Origin of the sequence: Pseudoalteromonas spongiae UST010723-006 (genome assembly GCF_000238255.3) — a bacterium.
GTDB classification, from domain to species: Bacteria; Pseudomonadota; Gammaproteobacteria; order Enterobacterales; family Alteromonadaceae; genus Pseudoalteromonas; species Pseudoalteromonas spongiae.
Map to the genome: position 1 here is coordinate 880683 of NZ_CP011040.1, position 17417 is coordinate 898099.

Genomic DNA, 17417 nt, shown 5'->3' on the forward strand with positions numbered 1-17417 from the left:
AAAAATGAAACACATATTAAAAATAATCACGATCTGCCTCGCATTTACAAGCTGTTTAGTTAAAGCCGATTTACAACAGGCCATTGATGCTGCGAATGAGGGAGATTTTGAAACGGCGCTATTTCATTTTAATTACTTAGTCGAAAATAATTATGGTCCTGCTATGTACCACTTAGGGCAAATGCACGAATTTGGTTATGGTTTACCACGTAATCCAAAAAGAGCAGCAGAATTGTATGCTAAGGGCGTTAAACTAGGTGAAGCCGATGCGATGTTTGCACTTGCAACCTTATACCAAGACGGCAAAGGCGTTAAAAAAGACCTGCAGAAAGCCGTTTCGCTTTACGAAAGTTCAGCAAAAAAAGGGCTGGCTGCAGCGCAATTTAATTTAGGTGTCATGTATGCCAACGGCACCGGTGTTATCCAAGACTTTTATGCAGCAAAAGACTGGTACACAAAAGCAGCCGCGCAAAACTACGCGGCGGCTCAATTTAATCTCGCGCTACTTTATTTTGAAGGTCAAGGTGTGGATAAAAGCGTTGAAATGTCGTTTATTTGGAACACAGTCGCTGAATTTAATGGCCATAAAGATGCCAGCCATAGTCGTAAGCTTGATGAGCGAAAAATGTCGCCATCGCAAGTAAAAGAAGCATCTGAAAAAGCGAATGAGCTCTATCAAAAAATCCTTGCAGGTAAGTACTACGGCGACGACCGTCGTATCTAATTGCAATTTATCACAATTACAGGCATGGTTCTTAATTTAAGGACCGCCTGTGCTTAACTTAATACTTTTTCTCATTATTTGTGCGTTAATTGCACTTATTATTAAATCTTCTGTTCAAAATGCTAAACGCGCTAAGATAAACATTGAGTCACAGCAAGCGTTTTTATCCGAAAACAAAAAACGTGAAGAAATCATTGAAACCGCGTCAGGCCTGCAATATGAAGTGATCACACCGTGTGATTCAGGTGAACAGCCCACACTGCAATCAAAGGTTACTTGCCATTATCACGGTACATTACTTGATGGTACGGTATTCGACTCATCGGTTGAACGTAACACGCCTCTCTCATTTAAACTAAACCAAGTTATTCCTGGCTGGACTGAAGTGTTACAACAAATGAAATGTGGCGAAAAAGTAAAGGCCTTTATTCCTTATAACTTAGCGTATGGTAAACGCGCTGTTGGAAAAATTCCGCCAGCGTCATTATTAGTATTTGAAATTGAACTTATCGCGATAGACTAATAGGCGCGTTTAAACTTAGGGTTTAAGCGCTACACGCCGTAATAAGCGATTAATCGAAGAGCAATCCCAGGTTCATCGTCAAAATCGTAGCGCTCTCTAAATTCAACAAATGGTTCAGCTTCAAAAAATAACCAATGCTCAAAAAAGCGCGTTCGCCAGCGATAAGATGCATAATAGCTTCGCTCTCCGCTGAAACTATCTTTTAGCCACACACCCGTTACACCAGCTTGATCATTGTTATAAGTATGACTGTGGAAAATACCAAGCGACACACGGTTAGTCGGTTCACTTTCAACATAGCGGGTGTTAAATGCGAAGTTTAGAGTCTGGTCGCTTTCTATTTTTCTATCAAGTCGTGTATTAACTCGCGCTCCCCACCCATCTTCAAGGTAGTATTCAATGCTTGGCGAAACGGTAAAGCGCCATTTATCAAGTTTTTGCTGATATTTGAGGCGGCTTTGTGCATACAGATTTGAGCGGCTAACACCGATTCTATGCTCAATGTTTAACCGCTGTTTTTGTAACATATACCAGTTTAATGCAGCGTTAACATGATTATCTTGATCTTGACCCGATATACTTTGAAAAGGAAGTCGATCTTCTTCTGCTTCGTCATTATCGATAATAACGCTTAGCTTGTTTTCTAAATTAGGTAAATCGAGTGATACTTTAAATTGATTATCAAAATCCGATAAATCTCTTGCTCTTGGCGCAAAACCGAGTGAAACATAGCCCTTAGCTGTGGCACGTGTTTTTTCGCTACCTTCACTTACCAATAATTGATCAAGCCACTGCGCCGAATTTTGCATATGGGTATTAAGCTGGCTTTGTAAAAAAGATGCGCTATCCGTAACCGTTTTTTTTACTTCCAGTGTCAATGGTGGTTTTGCGGACTTTTCTCTGGAGGCTGAGTTACTCGCTTGAGACAGGAAAGGGACTACTAATAACGTCAGAATAGATAATCGACGACAAGAATTTAATAACACTCCCTCTCCTTATTGGGACGTTAGCTTATCGCCTCTTTTGGTGCCTTAAAGTACTTATAAAGGCCAATTAGTGACGCAGCTATCCAAAACAATTCAATTACAAAACTTGCTAAATTAAAATTATAACAGAGGCTTATAAGTAATAAAATTGCCCCAGATAAGTTCATCACGTTGTAACCAATACCCGTTGGTTTTACTTTTTCTAATTGTAATAAAAAGAACGCACCGACGACAAGAAACGTACCGGTCATACCGATAATATCAAAAATTATTGAGATCAATTGAAAACTCCAAGCTTTAGCGCCCAAATTTGCTGGCCCTTTCCGTGGGGAGGGCGATTTCCATCCATGAAACAGCTTGTAGTTGAGGTTAATCCTCAAACCGGATAATTCTATCTTACCGGTAGGACCTTACCATGACATATGTCCCCTATTAACGTTTATTTGCTTTAATCTATTTTGGCCTTACCACCAATGATTTTATACGCGGCAGCGCCACGGATAATCTGCTCACGGGCAAACATTTGATTACAACTTGGGCAGTGGCATGCATTTTCACAGTAATTTACGGCTATCCGTTCTTTAAAACACTTAACTAACGCGCCTTTACCATTTTTGTGATATTTAAATAGCTTAGCGCCACAACCTACACACACTATTTTAACCACGCGTTCAGGTAACTTTTTGTTCGGTTTAGCCATAATGTTCGGTTTTAGTCAGTTGCGGTTTTTTTTGCAGTTTACGTTGTAATGTTCTGCGGTGCATACCGAGTTGTCGTGCGGTTTCTGAGACGTTTCCATTATTTATTTTTAATACCTGATTAATGTGTTCCCATTCTAATTGCTCGCTCGAAATGGGTGTTTCATCAAAGGCTATATCGGTTTTTTCGCCCGTTAAGGCAGCAACAACGGATTTAGTATCAGCAGGTTTTGCTAAATAATCATTTGCGCCTAATCGTATCGCTTCTACCGCAGTTGCAATGCTGGCAAAGCCAGTTAGCAATACGATTTTGCAATTCGGCAACAACGCCCTTAACGGTTTAATTAATGGCAGACTAATTTGAGCGCCTAGTTTCATATCAAGCAGGATGTATTCTGGCAAGTACTGTCTTGCCTTTATCAACACTTCGTCAGCATGAGTAACATGCTCAACACTAAATCCGTGTTTAGTCATACGCCTGGCTAGTGTTTGACCGTATGCATTATCATCTTCAACAATTAATAATTTCATAGTAATGGTAACCTTACACTTACTTTTGCGCCAACATCCTGATTATTTGCAATAATCAATTTTCCGCCCAATTTATTTACTGTGGTATTGGATAAAAAGAGTGCTATGCCCATGCCTTTTTGACTTTGAACTGTTTCGTGTCCTAATGAATCAAGTAGTTCTATATCAAAGCCAGCGCCAGTGTCTTCAATGTCTATATTCAATTGACCGTCACTTTCACCGACATTGATTTCGATTTGATTACTTTGATTTTGTCTATTCGCATCGACAGCGTTTTGCACTAAGTTGATCAGTGCTGAAAGTAACAAACTGTCTGAACTGATTTTACTTGATGCTGAGGCTAAATTCGTTAACACAATTCGCTGCTCAGGAAAGTGCAATAAACACGCATCATAAAACTCGTTAATCACCGTATTAACACATTTTTCGTTAATTTTGTTTTCTTTAATTTGGCTTGCGTAATCACGAAAATATGCCAATTGTTCAGTGCATTGAGTCAGTGGCTGCGCCATTTCGTTTATAAGTGAATTGTTTTCACCAATTTCATCGAGTAAATCTTCATAGATCATTTGAAGGTTGGCAATCGGTGTTGCCAAATGGTGTGTGACTTGTGCAGCAGCCGTACCCAGAGCCATTAATTGTTCACTGCGTAACGTTTCTTCCCGTTGAATTGCCATCTGGCGCTCTTTATTGGCATTGGCTTTAACCAAGGCACTGATTGTGGTGGTAACAACCAACGCGGACAATACAAAATTAATCCACATTCCTAAAAAATGCTCCTGCATATCCATATGATGCATCGCGTGTTTTGGCATGTTAAACACTAATAATGTATAAAAGCTGACAGCGGTAAGCGAACACACAGCAAGCCAGCGAAGCGGTAAACACACTGCAGCTATGATAAGCGGAAGTAATAACAACGAAACAAACGCGTTAGTTGCCCCACCACTATAAAGTAAGAGCAAACTCAAGAACGAAATATCAGCCAATATTTGCAATGCCAACGCAAAATTAGTCGCATTAAGACGCGAAAAATAAACAATACTTGCTAAATGGAACAAGGTTTCAAACGCAATAACAAGCAGTAGTACACCAACGTAATCATTTTTGCTAACAGAAAAATGCAGCACAATGACGCTAATAAGCTGAATAGCAATAGACACGGTTCGTAAAAATAACAATCGGCTGATCGGTTTTCGATAAGCTAACGCCGGTTCAGCTCTAAGAAATTTAGCAAGCAAAGTCATAACTAACTCGTTTAAACAAAGACAAAACGCACTGTATCTGGTATAACCAGTTCAACACACAAAGAAATCACAATAAGGGTTGCTAATGAAGTATGCCAAAATTACTGGTTGGGGAAAATGCATTCCGCCAGTAAAACTGACAAATGATGATCTAAGCCAAATTATGGACACCAACGATGAATGGATCACCACACGTACAGGAATAAAAGAAAGGCGCATCTCTCATCAAAGTACCGCAGAACTTGCAACTATCGCAGCAAAAAATGCACTTGATTGTGCTGGCATCAAAAACGCAGACGAAATAGATTTAGTACTTTTAGCAACCTGCTCTCCGTCTACCATGGTTGCAAACACGGCATCAGAAGTTCAAAAAAACCTAAATGCAACGGGTGCAGCTGCATGTGATGTAAATGCGGCATGTTCTGGCTTTTTGTACGCATTACAAAACGCTACCGCACAAATTCAATCAGGCATGATTAAAAAAGCAGTTGTCATTGGCGCTGAACGTATGACTTGGTATGTAAATTGGCAACGTCGCGATAGCGGTGTACTTTTTGGTGATGGTGCCGGTGCTGTAGTGCTTGAGGCAAGCGATGACAAAACAGGCCTTCTAGGCACTAAGACAGGTTGTGACAGCGAAGATAGGGAAATTCTACACATCACAAATTCAGGTACCAACACCGATAAATATCAGCCAGTTGGCCCGTCTGACCTTTTATTCGAAGGTCGCGAGATATTTAAGCGTGCGGTAAAAGGTATGACGACTGCAGTTGATGATGTATTAACGCAAGTCGGCAGCGAAATTACCGACATTGATGTACTTATTCCACACCAAGCAAACCTACGCATCATTCAAGCAATTCAATCTAAAGTGAATTTAACCGATGATGCAGTAATGGTGAATATTGATAAATACGGCAATACCTCTGCTGCGACCATTCCTATTGCGATTTGTGAGGCAGTTGAAAATGGCCTGATTAAAGAAAACAGTCGTGTAATTTCTGCTGCGTTTGGTGCGGGCCTAACATGGGCTGCAAGTTTTATTCAATGGGGTGAGCGCGTAACCCCGATTATTCCAGCAAGTCATACGTTAACCCCTTGCGATAAAAGCGGCCTAGAACTAATCGCCGATGCAGTAAAACACTGCCAATAGCCTTTCTTTAAGCCCGTGTTTATACGGGCTTTCTTATTTGCAAAATTCCCTTTTAACACTACGCTTTAAATAGTGATATATGCGCCATACCAAGGGTAATGGAGTGCAATTTAGCGATTGTTTAAAGGGTATTACTATGCATGAGCAAACTTCCAACATTGAAAAAAGACGCTCATTACGGCTCGATATGGAAAAAGAACTCATTGGATTAGAGTGGCAATGCGAAGATGGCAAAATAATAAAACGCCAAGCAATGTGCATTGATGTTTCGAACGGTGGATTAAAAGTGAATATCGACCGACCTATCATTACAAATCATCCCGTTAAGGTAACATTTCGCGACAAGTTAGGTGCCTCAAACCAATTTTATGCAAGGGTATTGCGAGAGACAGAAGTTCACGATTGGTATGATGTTGCCATGATATTTGTCGAACAAGGAGAGGATAAATGATTATTCTTGTTGGCGGTGAAAAAGGCGGTAGCGGTAAAAGCTGTCTTGCTCAAAATGTTGCCGTTTACCTTACCCTGCAAAATTACACCGTTTTGATTGTAGATTGTGACCCTCAACGAACTTCATCAGATTGGATCCAAGCGCGTAATACCAACCCACAGTTGCCACTGATTAATTGTGTGCAATTGTACGGTAAAATCCGCAATGATCTTCTTAGTCTTGAAAACCATTATGATTATGTTATCGTCGATTGTGGTGGGCAAGATAACTTAGCACTTCGCGCTGCGATGTCGGTAGCCGATCACACACTTATTCCACTCAGGCCAAAACGCAGGGATTTAAAAACAGTTCCCCATATGGAAGATATACTTACAACGTGCAAAATGGTTAACCCAAAACTTAACGCAGCGTTTGTTATTACGCAGTGCCCTTCGTTGCCTAATCAAGCCTCACGTATTTTAGAAGCGAAAGAGGTGTGCTCGTCATATGGTATACCGGTACTTAATTCAATTACCCACAGTAGAAACATCTACGATGATAGCGAAGAAAACGGTAAATCTGTGATTGAAATTGAACCTGATGGTAAAGCTGCGCTTGAGATTAAAGCCATTGTTGATGAGTTATTAACGATGGAAGTGGTTCACGGCCATGAGTTTAATTGATTTAAAAAAAGGAAATGGTAACAACCGAAAGAAAAAAATTTCGGTTGATGAGTTTATTGAGCAAGCAAACCTGTATGCACAAGGTAAAGATACAACCCTTAATAAATCACGACACATAAAAAAAGGGCGAAAGTACAAAAATGCTACTTTCACCCTTTCTCCTGATCACATTAAACAGCTCGATACGCTGTCAAAGCAATCAGGGTTATCTAAATCTTATATTTTGCGCTTATTAATCGCAGAGCTTGCCGAAGGTGATGATCTAACGATTGACTTACTGTTAGATCATATCAACGCCAAGTGATCTCGCTTTAGCTATATTTATTTTGTAAATATTTCAGAACCGCACGTACACCAAATGCCTCACCACCAACAGGTCGGCCAGGTAACTTACGGATATTCCACGCCATTACATCAAAATGCACCCATGAAATGTCTTGTTCAACAAATTCTTGTAAGTAAAGTGCAGCGGTGATTGCACCACCAAATGGGCCTGACGCGCAGTTTGTCATATCTGCAACCGTGCTGTTTAACAAATCTTTGTAGGCTTTATGTAATGGTAAATGCCATACTGGATCTTGTACGTCATTTGCAGCTAATTCTAGCCCCTCAACAAGTGATTTATCATCACTGAAAAAGCCAGGTAACTCTGTGCCAAGGGCAATACGGCACGCACCGGTAAGCGTTGCAAAGTCAATAAGCGTATCTGGCTTTTCTGTTACCGCTTCAGCAAGTGCATCACATAAAACTAAGCGCCCTTCTGCATCGGTATTGTCAATTTCAACGGTAATGCCTTTACGTGTTTTAATAACATCGCCCGGACGTAATGCATTATCCGACACTGCATTTTCAACCGCAGGGATCATCACACGTAAATTAATTGGTAAGTTAAACGCCATAATCATATGCGCTAAACCAAGAACGTGTGCAGCGCCACCCATGTCTTTTTTCATTAAACGCATGCCAGATGCCGGTTTTAGATCTAACCCGCCTGAATCGAAACACACGCCTTTACCCACTAAGGTTACTTTCGGCGCATTTTTATCACCCCAACGTAAATCAAGTAAACGTGGTTTGTTTGCACTTGCTCGGCCTACTGCGTGAATTGTTGGGTAATTTTGCTCTAAAAGTTCATCGCCAACTATTTGAGAAAACTCGCCTGAAAACTCATCAGCCATATCAGACATTATTTCTGCAAGGTGTTGTGGCATCATGTCACCTGCAGGCATGTTCACAAGGTCGCGAACAATTGAAACACCCTTTACGTACGTTGTAACTTCATCAAACAAGGCTTTATCAGCAATAGCGAGTTTTACGCTTACTGGTTTAGATTCTTTGTACGGTGTGAAGTCATACGCACCTAACGCAAAGCTGGTTGCTACCAACTTGTTTGTGTTTGCATCATTATTGAGTAAATAAGTACCCGCTGGTAACTGCGAAGCGAGGTCGCCACATGACCAAAGTTCGTTAGTATCGTTACAAAAGAACACGGCTTCGCTTAACGTGCCACTTTCAAAATTTGGTACTAACAACAAACCACGGCCTTCAAAGCTTAGTGATTTAAGCCAGTTTTTAGTTACCTCAGATTGTTTTTCTTGCCACGCGTCAAATTCTGCACTTGATTTAATGCTAAGCGGGATCCCTTCAGATTTTTTAACAAGGGCTTGCGTCATATTTTGGCCTTTATAATTTACACACTTTGGCTATAGCATAACAAACTATGGTTCGGGTTGTCTTACATTCGCGATAGAATTTAATAGGATAGCGCCTGTTATTTCAGCGCAATATAATAGGCGATGTTAAAGATTATTTATTATCAGTTTTGTTAAAAGCACTGGGCAATACTTCAACACCAACAAGTTTTCCGAGTTTTACAATTAATGGAATAGTAATTGGCGCAAAGGGTAGAATTGCAAAAATGCCTAAACCAACGCCTTTAAGTACATCAAGAAACTGTTGATTTGCTTTCTTTAGTTCTGCTTTATTTGCTTTGCCTTGCGTGTAGTTACGGTAGGTGATCAGCATATCGATGGTTTCTTGCTTTTCTTGTGCAAGCGCATGCTTAACTTGCAACATCTGACGGCGCACTTTTAAGCGACTTCGTTGCTGTTTGATTTTAAGCACCCGAACAGGGGCTTTATGGAAATATTTCATCGTACGCATAATTACATTTTCGCACAACAATCAGAAAAGGTATAAGCGAAATCTGTAAAAAGTTGTTTGTATTGAAAAATCATGAATAAGCGGAACTCACCTTGAATACGGCGAGTACACGGCTTTTAATTACCTCTGCGCTATCACCTGCTACAACGCCTATGTTTCGCTTATTTAAATCGATTAAACCAATTTAATGTATCTAAGTAAGTTTCTTTTTTAGCAAACGGCGACGTGAGAATATTTATGTGGTCATAATCAATTTTATGGTTGTAGCGTTTACCATACATCTTAAGTACTTGTTCACCGCTTCCACTCTCTTTGATAAACGCTTCTATATCAACTTGTTGTGCTAGCGCTTTGTCATTTACTGCGCCAATATGTAAAACAGGCGGAAGCGCTATGTCTTCAAGTGCTTTACCATAATCAAACTGATCAAATGGACATACCCAAGGATTTTTCTTAACCCACTCTACCCCTTCTTTATGTGACAAACGAGTTTCATCATCCGAACCAAACTTAAAGCGTTTTGCAGGTAAATAGCCATACCTTTTAATTAGCAATGGGGAAATTAAGTACCACACTAAATTCGCTTGAATATATTTTGATGGGTGACGGTTATATATGGTTCGTTTAGAAGCAAAATAAACACACGCTTTTAAATCATCTAGGTAAGTTGGGAAGCGTGCCAATACAGAGTTAAGTAATACTCCACCCCATGAATGTGCACAAAAATAAGCAATAGGCTGTTTAGAATAGAATTTAATATAGTCCAACATCGCTGGGATCTCTTCAACAATAGAATCCCTTTGCCCTGTACTGCTATGTTTGGAGATTTTTGGTTCACTTAACCCCCGGCCACGCAAGTCAGCAACAAAACAATTAAAACCCGCATCTGCTAAAAACGGCGCTAATCCTTTGTTTGATTGGGTATAAAAAATGCGGCCATTTTCAACAGCACCATGCATAAAAAAGACAATAGGACCGTTTTGGTCTTTGTAGATTTGACGCAAATGAACTTTGTCACCATTTTTCAAAGGAACGAAATGTGAGGCTTGTGTAATCATAAGTATTGCCTTTAATCTGGTCGTACCAGAACGATACTAAAAACAAATATGAATAAATACAAGCGTTCAAAAGCTAGCATGTTAAAATCAGCGTTATGTAACACTTTTGAATTGCCCCATAACGATGGAAAAAAAACATCATCCGCGAAATATCCACCTCAATGGTTATGATTTAGCGAAGCTAGCGAAATTTAGCCCGACACTTACGCCTTACTTAATCAAAAATGAATTTGGTAACACGACGATTGATTTTAGCGATTCAAAAGCAGTAAAGGCACTTAACCAAGCGCTTTTGGTTGTAGATTATCAGTTACTTGTATGGGATATACCAGAAACAAATTTATGCCCTGCCGTACCAGGCCGCGCTGATTTAATTCACACGCTCGCAGATTTACTCGCCGAACAAAATAACGGTGATGTACCGACCGGAAAAAACACACAGTTACTTGATATTGGTACGGGCGCATCACTCATCTACCCGATTTTAGCCAACAAGATTTATGGGTGGAAAGCGGTAGCGACCGATATTGATGAAAACTCCATTAAACAAGCTAAGAACTTAGCGCAGTTTAATAAGCTGCCCGTAAAATTGCGCCAGCAAAAATCAACTGACAACATATTTCACGGTGTGATTAACGCAAACGACTTTTTTGATATCACCTGCTGCAACCCACCATTCCATAGTTCGTTAGATCACGCTGAAAAAGCTAACCAACGAAAATGGAAAAATCTCTCACACGAAAACAAAGGGTTTAATTTCTCAGGTCAAAAAGCCGAATTGTGGTGCGAAGGCGGTGAAATAGCGTTTCTTACGACAATGATTAGCGAAAGCGTTGACTATCAAGAGCAGGTAGGTTGGTTTACATCGTTAGTATCAAAAAAAGAGAACTTGCCAAAGCTTAAATCACAATTAACACGCTTTGCTAATTCTGAGGTTAAAGTAATGCCATTAGCCCACGGCCAAAAAGTAATGCACGTGTTGTGCTGGCGTTTTAACAACTCATCTAACTAAGCGTATTGGTGTAAAACAAAAAAGGCTTGCGATACATTCACAAGCCTTTTGGTTAACTAACTTAAGATAGTTAATGCTAATTCGGGATTGCGACCTGATTTTCAAGCCCTTCAAAATAGTGTTTTCTGCACACTGACACATATCGGTCGTTACCACCAATTTCAACCTGCTCACCTTGGGTGATTGGTACGCCCTGTTCATTGGTACGAAGCACCATATTGGCTTTTCGCCCGCAATGACACACGGTTTTTAATTCAATTAACTTATCTGCCCACGCCAGTAAATACTGGGCACCAACAAATAATTCGCCGAGAAAGTCGGTACGTAATCCATAACACAATACTGGAATATTTAGCCTATCAACAACGATACACAATTCTTCTACTTGTTTTTTAGTTAAAAACTGGGCCTCGTCAATAAGTACACAATCAACTTTTTTAACCGCATGCTGCGTGGCAATTTCGTCAGACAAATTAGATTCAGGCGAGAACAAAGATGCGTCTGCTGCTAAGCCTATACGCGAACTTACTTTGCCTTCACCATAGCGTGTATCAATTGCTGCGGTATAAATTAATGGCTCCATTCCACGTTCTTTGTAGTTAAAAGCAGATTGTAATAACGTGGTTGATTTACCTGCGTTCATTGCAGAGTAATAAAAGTACAGCTGAGCCATGAATTATCCGAGAGAGCAAAAACGCTAATGCTATATGAACTAGCGTTATTTCGCTAGTTCAAAATCATAAAAGACAAGTTTAAAAGCGTTACGAGATAAAGCTTAATCGCTACCGAAGAGGTCCCGTGTATAGACTTTGTCAGCAACATCCTTAAGGCATCGCTCCATTCGATTTGATACGATTACGTCCGATATTTGTTTAAACTCTTCAAGGTCTTTTATTACGCGTGAGTTAAAAAAGGAGTCTTCTTGCATCACAGGTTCATACACCACAACTTCAATTCCTTTTGCTTTAATGCGTTTCATAATGCCTTGTACCGAAGACGCTCTGAAATTATCGGAACCGCTTTTCATTATTAGACGGTGAATACCCACTACTTTTGGTTGCTTATTAATAATTGAAAATGCGATATGATCCTTTCGGACAGTGTTAGATTCAACGATTGAGTTAATCAGTGTGTTTGGTACATCTTCAAAATTTGCGCGAAGCTGTTTGGTGTCCTTTGGTAAACAATAACCGCCATAACCAAACGATGGGTTGTTATAGTGGTTGCCTATTCGAGGGTCTAAACTGACGCCTTCAATAATTTCTTTTGTATCTAATCCGTGACTTTCAGCGTAAGTATCAAGTTCATTAAAATAAGAAACACGCATTGCTAAGTAAGTGTTTGAGAACAGCTTAACCGCTTCGGCTTCTGTAGAACCTGTTAAAAGAATATCAATGTCCTCTTTCAACGCGCCCTGTGCCAATAACTCAGCGAATTTTTGTGCCCGTTCTGATTTCTCACCAACAATAATGCGCGACGGGTGTAAATTATCAAATAACGCTTTACCTTCACGTAAAAATTCAGGCGAAAATATAATATTGCTAGTACATAACTTTTGTTTAATGCGTTTAGTAAAACCAACCGGCACCGTTGACTTTATTACCATTATTGCTGAAGGATTAACTTTGTTAACTTCATGAATAACCGCCTCTACAGACGATGTATTAAATTTGTTTGTAACCTCATCATAATCCGTAGGTGTTGCGATAATAACGTAATCTGCATTTTCAAACGCTTTGTTGCTGTCGCTTGTCGCAACTAAATCTAGTTTTTCATTTGCGAGGAAATGTTCTATTTCAGGATCTGCAATGGGGGATTGTTTTTGATTAATCAGGTCAACTTTTGTATCGATAATATCATAAGCGATTACTGAGTTATGTTGCGCTAATAAAACCGCGTTTGATAGTCCAACGTAGCCAGTACCTGCAATAGTAATATTCATTGTTATCCTTGTTAGTCAAAGCTCTTTTGAAAGATGTTGTATTGGTGAGCGTGCGGATTATATAAGAGATTGGTACATTTTAAATGCCGTTACGTATCTACGCAAATATATTCCCTAAGTTTAGAATATAAATGTAGTTTGTTACTGAAAACAAAAAAGGCTTAGCAACCTTGCTAAGCCTTTTTACAAAACCAAACCGAATTATTCAGCGCGGCCCATAAATTTTTGCTCAGAGGTGTTAATTTTTACTTTATCACCCGCTGAAATATGCTCTGGCACTTGAATGATTAAACCTGTTGTCATTGTTGCAGGTTTTGTACGTGCACTTGCTGATGCACCTTTAATTGAAGGTGATGTGTCTTCAATTACCAGCTCTACACTTGACGGTAGGTCAATTGATACTGGGCTACCTTCAACCACTACAACTAATAAACCTTTGGTATTTTCATCGATGAACAAAAGTTGTTCTGCAATTGACTCTTTGTTTAAGTTATATGGCGTGTAATCTTCTTCATCCATAAACACGTATTCGTCACCATCAACGTACGAAAATACCGCTGGGCGACGATTTAAATCAGCGAAGTTTAACATTTCATCGGCTTTAAATGTTTCATCGACTTTACCGCCATTTACGACATCGTACATACGCATACGGTATAAACTACCGCCTGCACGCCCTTGAGGAACTGAACGTTCGATATCTCGTACAATCATCACTCGACCGTTATAATCAATGGCTGCATGCTTTTTAATTTCACTTGCTTTAGGCATTTCTAATTCTCATTGTGTCAATTTATGCAGACCCTACAAAAATATGGCCTGTTAGTAAATACATAATGATGAAAATCAAACTTGTATTATTTGTTAACTTGATTTTTAATTATTTGCCCCAACGTATCTAAAGCACAATAATAAAGTTGTTAGAGGACACTATGCAGTTAGTTTCGTTAGATGCCAACGATTCACATGTAATTAGTCTATTTGCTGAAATAGACCGCCTTATGAATTCACTCTACCCAATTGCAAGTGACCAATCTTTACATTTATCTGAATTAAACCAACCCAATGTACACGCGATTGGCTTGTTAACAGACGAAGGTATCATCGCCTGCGGTGCGATTGTAAAGAAGTTTGAGTCAAGCCTGTATGGCGAAATTAAGCGTGTTTATGTTAAACCAACACACCGTGGTAAAGGCTTATCTCGACGCATTATGCAAAACTTAATGTACTGGGCCGGCCAAGCGCAGATCCCATTACTACGTTTGGAAACAGGTAGTAAGCAAACAGAATCAATCAACCTATATGAAAGCCTTGGTTTTGAGCGTTGCGAATGCTTTGGGCGTTATCGTGATAACCCGCTCAGTGTTTTTATGGAATTACCGTTATCGACAGAAAGCTAAATACATGTCTATGATTATTCACAGCAACATGTAACTGTATTCAAGATATGGATGAAATTTAACAGGGTGTTTTTTATGAAATCTATTTTGCTTTTTTTATTAACTACATCGCTGTTGTGCTCATTTGCTTCTGGCGCAAGCACAAGCCCTCTTTGGAGACCTGCTGACAGCGACTTTAATCAAAAGTATGATTGGCTTAAAACCGCCTCAGGCGAGTGGATAAAAGGTGACTTAATTACCCTATATGATGAAGACATCGAATTTGATTCTGATGAATTCGGTATACAAACAATCGATATCGATGATGTTGCTGAGCTTTATACTAAAGGCAAGCAAAGTATTCGTTTAAACGACGGCACGGTGTTAACTGGCAAGCTAGTAATTCAAAACAAACTTCTAACGCTAACCAATGGTCAGGAAAAGCAACAAATTGCAGTAAATAATCTTTTATCAATCGCTTCTGCAAATGGTAACGAACGTGATTATTGGGACGGCGAAATTAACTTTGGCACTAACTTTCGCCGAGGTAATTCTGAGCAATCTGACTACACATTAAGCGGAGAAGCGCAAAGGCGTACCGCTACAACGCGTTTATCTGGCGAGTTTGTGAGTAATTTCAGCGAAAGAGTAAGTCAAGATACCGGTAAAAAAGAACAAACCACTAACGACCAACGGCTCTCAACTAGTTTCGATTGGTTTTTCTCTCCCAAAACCTTTATTCGCGTAGCCGATTATGAATATTTCGCTGATGAACTTGGCAACATAGATAACCGTCATACATTGGGTTTTGGTGTTGGTTATGAGGTGCTTGATACCGGTAATTTTGTTTGGGAAATAAGTGCAGGCCCTAGCTATCAATCTACTCGTTACATTACCGTTGAAGCTAGCGAAGACGACAAAGAAACATCCGGTGTATTAAACTTAGGTACCGCCGTTCAGTGGGATATAACCAAAGACATTGAGTTTGACGCAGATTACCAAGTTAAAATTGTAAGTGAAGAAGCTGGTGAATATATTCATCGCCTTAAAGCTGGCTTTGAAGTAGATCTGATTGGCGACTTTGATTTAGACCTCACATTCTATTTAGATCGTATCGAAAATCCGAAACCGACCGACACATCAACCCCAGATAAAAACGATTATCGGTTTGTTGTAAGCCTAGGTTACGAATTTTAGCCGCCTTTTAACAAAATAATACATTAAATTTTGCTTAAAAAATGGGGTTAAACTGCGCTTTGTTTTACACTAACTGCCCCAAAAGAGTGTTAGGAAATTCATGAAAAAAGTATTGATAACAGGTGCAACTGGCTTACTTGGTAGAGCACTGGTGCGTATATTTAATGAAAACGGCTTTGACGTAATCGGCACAGGGTTTAGTCGCGCACAAAGCCCAATTGTTAAGTTAGATTTAACGCAGCATATAACGGTAACGCAATTTCTTGATGAAACTAAACCCGATATTATTATTCACGCAGCAGCTGAGCGAAAACCGGATGTATGTGAAAATAACCATGCCCATACCAAAGCCCTCAACCTTTCAGTAACCGAACATCTATCGCGAGAAGCTGCTCGTTTAAACGCACAATTCTTTTTTATCAGTACTGACTACGTATTTGACGGAAAAACGCCGCCATACAGTGAAAGTGATACGCTAAACCCACTTAATTTTTATGGTGAAACTAAAGCACAAGGGGAACAAATAGTTTTAAACACGTGTAAAACACATACCGTTATTCGTGTACCCGTGCTTTATGGGCAAGTTGAAACCTTGAGCGAGTCGGCAATTACGGTTATCGCACACCAAGTTAAACAACAATCAAATAATGCACATGACAATTGGGCGATTCGTTACCCCACCCATGTTGACGACATTGCCTTAACGCTTGTTGATTTATGTCAAGTAACCAACACAAACATTGGCGGCATATTCCACGTTTCAGATAATCAAGCATACACCAAGTATCAGATAGCATGTATTGCAGCAAAGCAACTTGAAATTGATGAAACGACACTTTCGCCAATAAACGAGCCAAGTCAAGTTGCAAGCAGGCCACATAACTGTGCACTGCAAGATAGTCGACTAAAACAACTCAAGATCTGTCACAGCCGACCATTTGAACAAGCATTTATTGCGTGTGTACAACCCTTATTAACTCACTGACCAAATGGGTGTTTAATCGAAAGCTGAGTGAGCTCATGTCGAATTGGGGCGAGCTGTTTTGCATAGATTACTAGCGCATATAAGCCAACTTCTAAACGCGAAAATATGCTTTTTTGCCTGCTGCAAAGCGCTTTATCTTTTTCAGCAAAATTCGCTATAAACTCATCGACATTGTTAATGATCACATGGAATGGCAACCAAACTAAGTGTGAATTTTTAGCACTATAGCCTTTTAATAAACTAACTGGATTGTGCCCACCGCCTGACGTTGATATTCCAATGGCTAACGCAGGCTTATGGCCGAGCGGAAAGCCAGAAGCAGAGCCATAAGCACTGAGCAATAGAAAATTATGTAGCACTGGCGGTAACATACCGCCCCACTCCGGTGCCACAATCACAATGCCATCACTTGAATATAATTTTTCAAGAAGTAGCGCTTTTTGCTTGCTAAGTACTTCATCATCATGCCCTTCGTAATGATGCAGTAGTCGCGTCATTTCACTTAAATCGACTAAATCACATTCAATGTCTAATCGTACAAGGTGTTCGCTTATCTTGTTTGCTAACCGCACACTATTTGAATTTGGTCGACCGCTTCCACTGACAATCACTACTTTCATACTAACTCCAACACGCAAAGTGGATACAATATACATAGAGAGTTAGGATTTATAAATGAGAACTTGTTAAAATGCAGATGTTTTAG

22 protein-coding genes are annotated in these 17417 nt (G+C 39.8%); 10 read left to right on the forward strand and 12 right to left on the reverse strand.

What is annotated here, in order from left to right:
* The first annotated feature begins 4 nt into the window (after nucleotides 1-4).
* Complete coding sequence (locus tag PSPO_RS18180) at nucleotides 5-724, forward strand: tetratricopeptide repeat protein (RefSeq protein WP_010559114.1); 720 nt, start codon at nucleotides 5-7, stop codon at nucleotides 722-724.
* Between the two features lie 49 nt (nucleotides 725-773).
* Nucleotides 774-1247: a BamJ family beta-barrel-assembly machinery protein gene (locus PSPO_RS18185; RefSeq protein WP_010559113.1), complete on the forward strand. Its 474-nt coding sequence runs from the start codon at nucleotides 774-776 to the stop codon at nucleotides 1245-1247.
* Between the two features lie 29 nt (nucleotides 1248-1276).
* Here the strand turns inward: PSPO_RS18185 and PSPO_RS18190 are convergent, their stop codons facing one another.
* From PSPO_RS18190 to PSPO_RS18210, 5 genes are all read right to left on the reverse strand, one after another.
* Entirely contained in the window at nucleotides 1277-2233 is a 957-nt protein-coding gene (locus tag PSPO_RS18190) for a hypothetical protein (protein ID WP_148665291.1), read from the reverse strand.
* A gap of 20 nt (nucleotides 2234-2253) precedes the next feature.
* The gene (locus PSPO_RS18195) at nucleotides 2254-2514 is read right to left on the reverse strand and encodes a CBU_0592 family membrane protein (protein ID WP_040642632.1); all 261 of its coding nucleotides are present in this window, start codon (nucleotides 2512-2514) and stop codon (nucleotides 2254-2256) included.
* A 167-nt stretch (nucleotides 2515-2681) separates the two neighbouring features.
* Nucleotides 2682-2933 (reverse strand): hypothetical protein, encoded by a 252-nt coding sequence (locus tag PSPO_RS18200; RefSeq protein WP_010559110.1) that lies wholly within the window; start codon nucleotides 2931-2933, stop codon nucleotides 2682-2684.
* Nucleotides 2926-3462: a response regulator transcription factor gene (locus tag PSPO_RS18205; RefSeq protein ID WP_010559109.1), complete on the reverse strand. Its 537-nt coding sequence runs from the start codon at nucleotides 3460-3462 to the stop codon at nucleotides 2926-2928. Before PSPO_RS18205 ends, PSPO_RS18200 begins: the two co-directional genes overlap by 8 nt.
* Nucleotides 3459-4709: a sensor histidine kinase gene (locus PSPO_RS18210; protein ID WP_010559108.1), complete on the reverse strand. Its 1251-nt coding sequence runs from the start codon at nucleotides 4707-4709 to the stop codon at nucleotides 3459-3461. The genes PSPO_RS18205 and PSPO_RS18210 overlap by 4 nt, the downstream gene beginning before the upstream one ends.
* Before the next feature lie 85 nt (nucleotides 4710-4794).
* Between PSPO_RS18210 and PSPO_RS18215 the strand changes: the two genes are divergently transcribed.
* The 4 genes from PSPO_RS18215 to PSPO_RS18230 all read left to right on the forward strand — a co-directional run bounded on the left by PSPO_RS18215 (nucleotide 4795) and on the right by PSPO_RS18230 (nucleotide 7279).
* Nucleotides 4795-5862, forward strand: a complete 1068-nt coding sequence (locus PSPO_RS18215) for a ketoacyl-ACP synthase III (protein WP_010559107.1) — start codon at nucleotides 4795-4797, stop codon at nucleotides 5860-5862.
* 79 nt (nucleotides 5863-5941) lie between these two features.
* Nucleotides 5942-6313, forward strand: a complete 372-nt coding sequence (locus tag PSPO_RS18220; RefSeq protein WP_010559106.1) for a PilZ domain-containing protein — start codon at nucleotides 5942-5944, stop codon at nucleotides 6311-6313.
* Nucleotides 6310-6975 (forward strand): AAA family ATPase, encoded by a 666-nt coding sequence (locus PSPO_RS18225; RefSeq protein WP_010559105.1) that lies wholly within the window; start codon nucleotides 6310-6312, stop codon nucleotides 6973-6975. Before PSPO_RS18220 ends, PSPO_RS18225 begins: the two co-directional genes overlap by 4 nt.
* On the forward strand, nucleotides 6962-7279 hold the full coding sequence (locus PSPO_RS18230) for a ribbon-helix-helix domain-containing protein (protein ID WP_010559104.1): 318 nt from the start codon (nucleotides 6962-6964) through the stop codon (nucleotides 7277-7279). The genes PSPO_RS18225 and PSPO_RS18230 overlap by 14 nt, the downstream gene beginning before the upstream one ends.
* A gap of 7 nt (nucleotides 7280-7286) precedes the next feature.
* Here the strand turns inward: PSPO_RS18230 and PSPO_RS18235 are convergent, their stop codons facing one another.
* The 3 genes from PSPO_RS18235 to PSPO_RS18245 form a co-directional block, all read right to left on the reverse strand.
* Complete coding sequence (locus PSPO_RS18235; RefSeq protein ID WP_010559103.1) at nucleotides 7287-8648, reverse strand: leucyl aminopeptidase family protein; 1362 nt, start codon at nucleotides 8646-8648, stop codon at nucleotides 7287-7289.
* Between the two features lie 133 nt (nucleotides 8649-8781).
* The gene (locus PSPO_RS18240) at nucleotides 8782-9138 is read right to left on the reverse strand and encodes a hypothetical protein (RefSeq protein ID WP_148665292.1); all 357 of its coding nucleotides are present in this window, start codon (nucleotides 9136-9138) and stop codon (nucleotides 8782-8784) included.
* A gap of 161 nt (nucleotides 9139-9299) precedes the next feature.
* Nucleotides 9300-10196: an alpha/beta fold hydrolase gene (locus tag PSPO_RS18245; protein ID WP_010559101.1), complete on the reverse strand. Its 897-nt coding sequence runs from the start codon at nucleotides 10194-10196 to the stop codon at nucleotides 9300-9302.
* Nucleotides 10197-10320: 124 nt separating this feature from the next.
* On the opposite strand from PSPO_RS18245, the gene rlmF reads away from it, so the two are divergent.
* The gene (gene rlmF, locus PSPO_RS18250; RefSeq protein WP_010559100.1) at nucleotides 10321-11208 is read left to right on the forward strand and encodes a 23S rRNA (adenine(1618)-N(6))-methyltransferase RlmF; all 888 of its coding nucleotides are present in this window, start codon (nucleotides 10321-10323) and stop codon (nucleotides 11206-11208) included.
* Nucleotides 11209-11284: 76 nt separating this feature from the next.
* On the opposite strand, the gene PSPO_RS18255 is transcribed toward rlmF, so the two are convergent.
* From PSPO_RS18255 to efpL, 3 genes are all read right to left on the reverse strand, one after another.
* A complete protein-coding gene (locus PSPO_RS18255) occupies nucleotides 11285-11881 on the reverse strand; it encodes a thymidine kinase (protein WP_010559099.1) in 597 nt (198 codons plus the stop codon).
* Between the two features lie 102 nt (nucleotides 11882-11983).
* Entirely contained in the window at nucleotides 11984-13150 is a 1167-nt protein-coding gene (locus tag PSPO_RS18260; protein WP_010559098.1) for a nucleotide sugar dehydrogenase, read from the reverse strand.
* Between the two features lie 201 nt (nucleotides 13151-13351).
* Nucleotides 13352-13921, reverse strand: coding sequence for an elongation factor P-like protein EfpL (gene efpL / locus PSPO_RS18265; RefSeq protein WP_010559097.1), 570 nt, complete (start codon nucleotides 13919-13921; stop codon nucleotides 13352-13354).
* A 161-nt stretch (nucleotides 13922-14082) separates the two neighbouring features.
* On the opposite strand from efpL, the gene PSPO_RS18270 reads away from it, so the two are divergent.
* From PSPO_RS18270 to PSPO_RS18280, 3 genes are all read left to right on the forward strand, one after another.
* The gene (locus PSPO_RS18270) at nucleotides 14083-14550 is read left to right on the forward strand and encodes a GNAT family N-acetyltransferase (protein ID WP_010559096.1); all 468 of its coding nucleotides are present in this window, start codon (nucleotides 14083-14085) and stop codon (nucleotides 14548-14550) included.
* 75 nt (nucleotides 14551-14625) lie between these two features.
* On the forward strand, nucleotides 14626-15726 hold the full coding sequence (locus tag PSPO_RS18275; protein ID WP_010559095.1) for a DUF481 domain-containing protein: 1101 nt from the start codon (nucleotides 14626-14628) through the stop codon (nucleotides 15724-15726).
* Nucleotides 15727-15826: 100 nt separating this feature from the next.
* Entirely contained in the window at nucleotides 15827-16711 is an 885-nt protein-coding gene (locus PSPO_RS18280; RefSeq protein WP_010559094.1) for a dTDP-4-dehydrorhamnose reductase family protein, read from the forward strand.
* Here PSPO_RS18280 and PSPO_RS18285 read toward each other — a convergent pair.
* Complete coding sequence (locus tag PSPO_RS18285; protein WP_010559093.1) at nucleotides 16705-17331, reverse strand: NAD(P)H-dependent oxidoreductase; 627 nt, start codon at nucleotides 17329-17331, stop codon at nucleotides 16705-16707. The genes PSPO_RS18280 and PSPO_RS18285 overlap by 7 nt on opposite strands.
* Nucleotides 17332-17417 lie beyond the last annotated feature (86 nt).

Bases quoted from the DNA above. Each gene is read 5' to 3' on its own strand.
- PSPO_RS18215 (WP_010559107.1), top strand. From the start codon at position 4,795: ATGAAGTATGCCAAAATTACTGGTTGGGGAAAATGCATTCCGCCAGTA.
- PSPO_RS18240 (WP_148665292.1), bottom strand. From the start codon at position 9,138: ATGCGTACGATGAAATATTTCCATAAAGCCCCTGTTCGGGTGCTTAAA.
- rlmF (WP_010559100.1), top strand. From the start codon at position 10,321: ATGGAAAAAAAACATCATCCGCGAAATATCCACCTCAATGGTTATGAT.
- PSPO_RS18275 (WP_010559095.1), top strand. From the start codon at position 14,626: ATGAAATCTATTTTGCTTTTTTTATTAACTACATCGCTGTTGTGCTCA.
- efpL (WP_010559097.1), bottom strand. From the start codon at position 13,921: ATGCCTAAAGCAAGTGAAATTAAAAAGCATGCAGCCATTGATTATAAC.
- PSPO_RS18235 (WP_010559103.1), bottom strand. From the start codon at position 8,648: ATGACGCAAGCCCTTGTTAAAAAATCTGAAGGGATCCCGCTTAGCATT.
- PSPO_RS18280 (WP_010559094.1), top strand. From the start codon at position 15,827: ATGAAAAAAGTATTGATAACAGGTGCAACTGGCTTACTTGGTAGAGCA.
- PSPO_RS18230 (WP_010559104.1), top strand. From the start codon at position 6,962: ATGAGTTTAATTGATTTAAAAAAAGGAAATGGTAACAACCGAAAGAAA.
- PSPO_RS18285 (WP_010559093.1), bottom strand. From the start codon at position 17,331: ATGAAAGTAGTGATTGTCAGTGGAAGCGGTCGACCAAATTCAAATAGT.
- PSPO_RS18270 (WP_010559096.1), top strand. From the start codon at position 14,083: ATGCAGTTAGTTTCGTTAGATGCCAACGATTCACATGTAATTAGTCTA.
- PSPO_RS18260 (WP_010559098.1), bottom strand. From the start codon at position 13,150: ATGAATATTACTATTGCAGGTACTGGCTACGTTGGACTATCAAACGCG.
- PSPO_RS18225 (WP_010559105.1), top strand. From the start codon at position 6,310: ATGATTATTCTTGTTGGCGGTGAAAAAGGCGGTAGCGGTAAAAGCTGT.
- PSPO_RS18205 (WP_010559109.1), bottom strand. From the start codon at position 3,462: ATGAAATTATTAATTGTTGAAGATGATAATGCATACGGTCAAACACTA.
- PSPO_RS18210 (WP_010559108.1), bottom strand. From the start codon at position 4,709: ATGACTTTGCTTGCTAAATTTCTTAGAGCTGAACCGGCGTTAGCTTAT.
- PSPO_RS18200 (WP_010559110.1), bottom strand. From the start codon at position 2,933: ATGGCTAAACCGAACAAAAAGTTACCTGAACGCGTGGTTAAAATAGTG.
- PSPO_RS18220 (WP_010559106.1), top strand. From the start codon at position 5,942: ATGCGCCATACCAAGGGTAATGGAGTGCAATTTAGCGATTGTTTAAAG.
- PSPO_RS18255 (WP_010559099.1), bottom strand. From the start codon at position 11,881: ATGGCTCAGCTGTACTTTTATTACTCTGCAATGAACGCAGGTAAATCA.
- PSPO_RS18180 (WP_010559114.1), top strand. From the start codon at position 5: ATGAAACACATATTAAAAATAATCACGATCTGCCTCGCATTTACAAGC.
- PSPO_RS18245 (WP_010559101.1), bottom strand. From the start codon at position 10,196: ATGATTACACAAGCCTCACATTTCGTTCCTTTGAAAAATGGTGACAAA.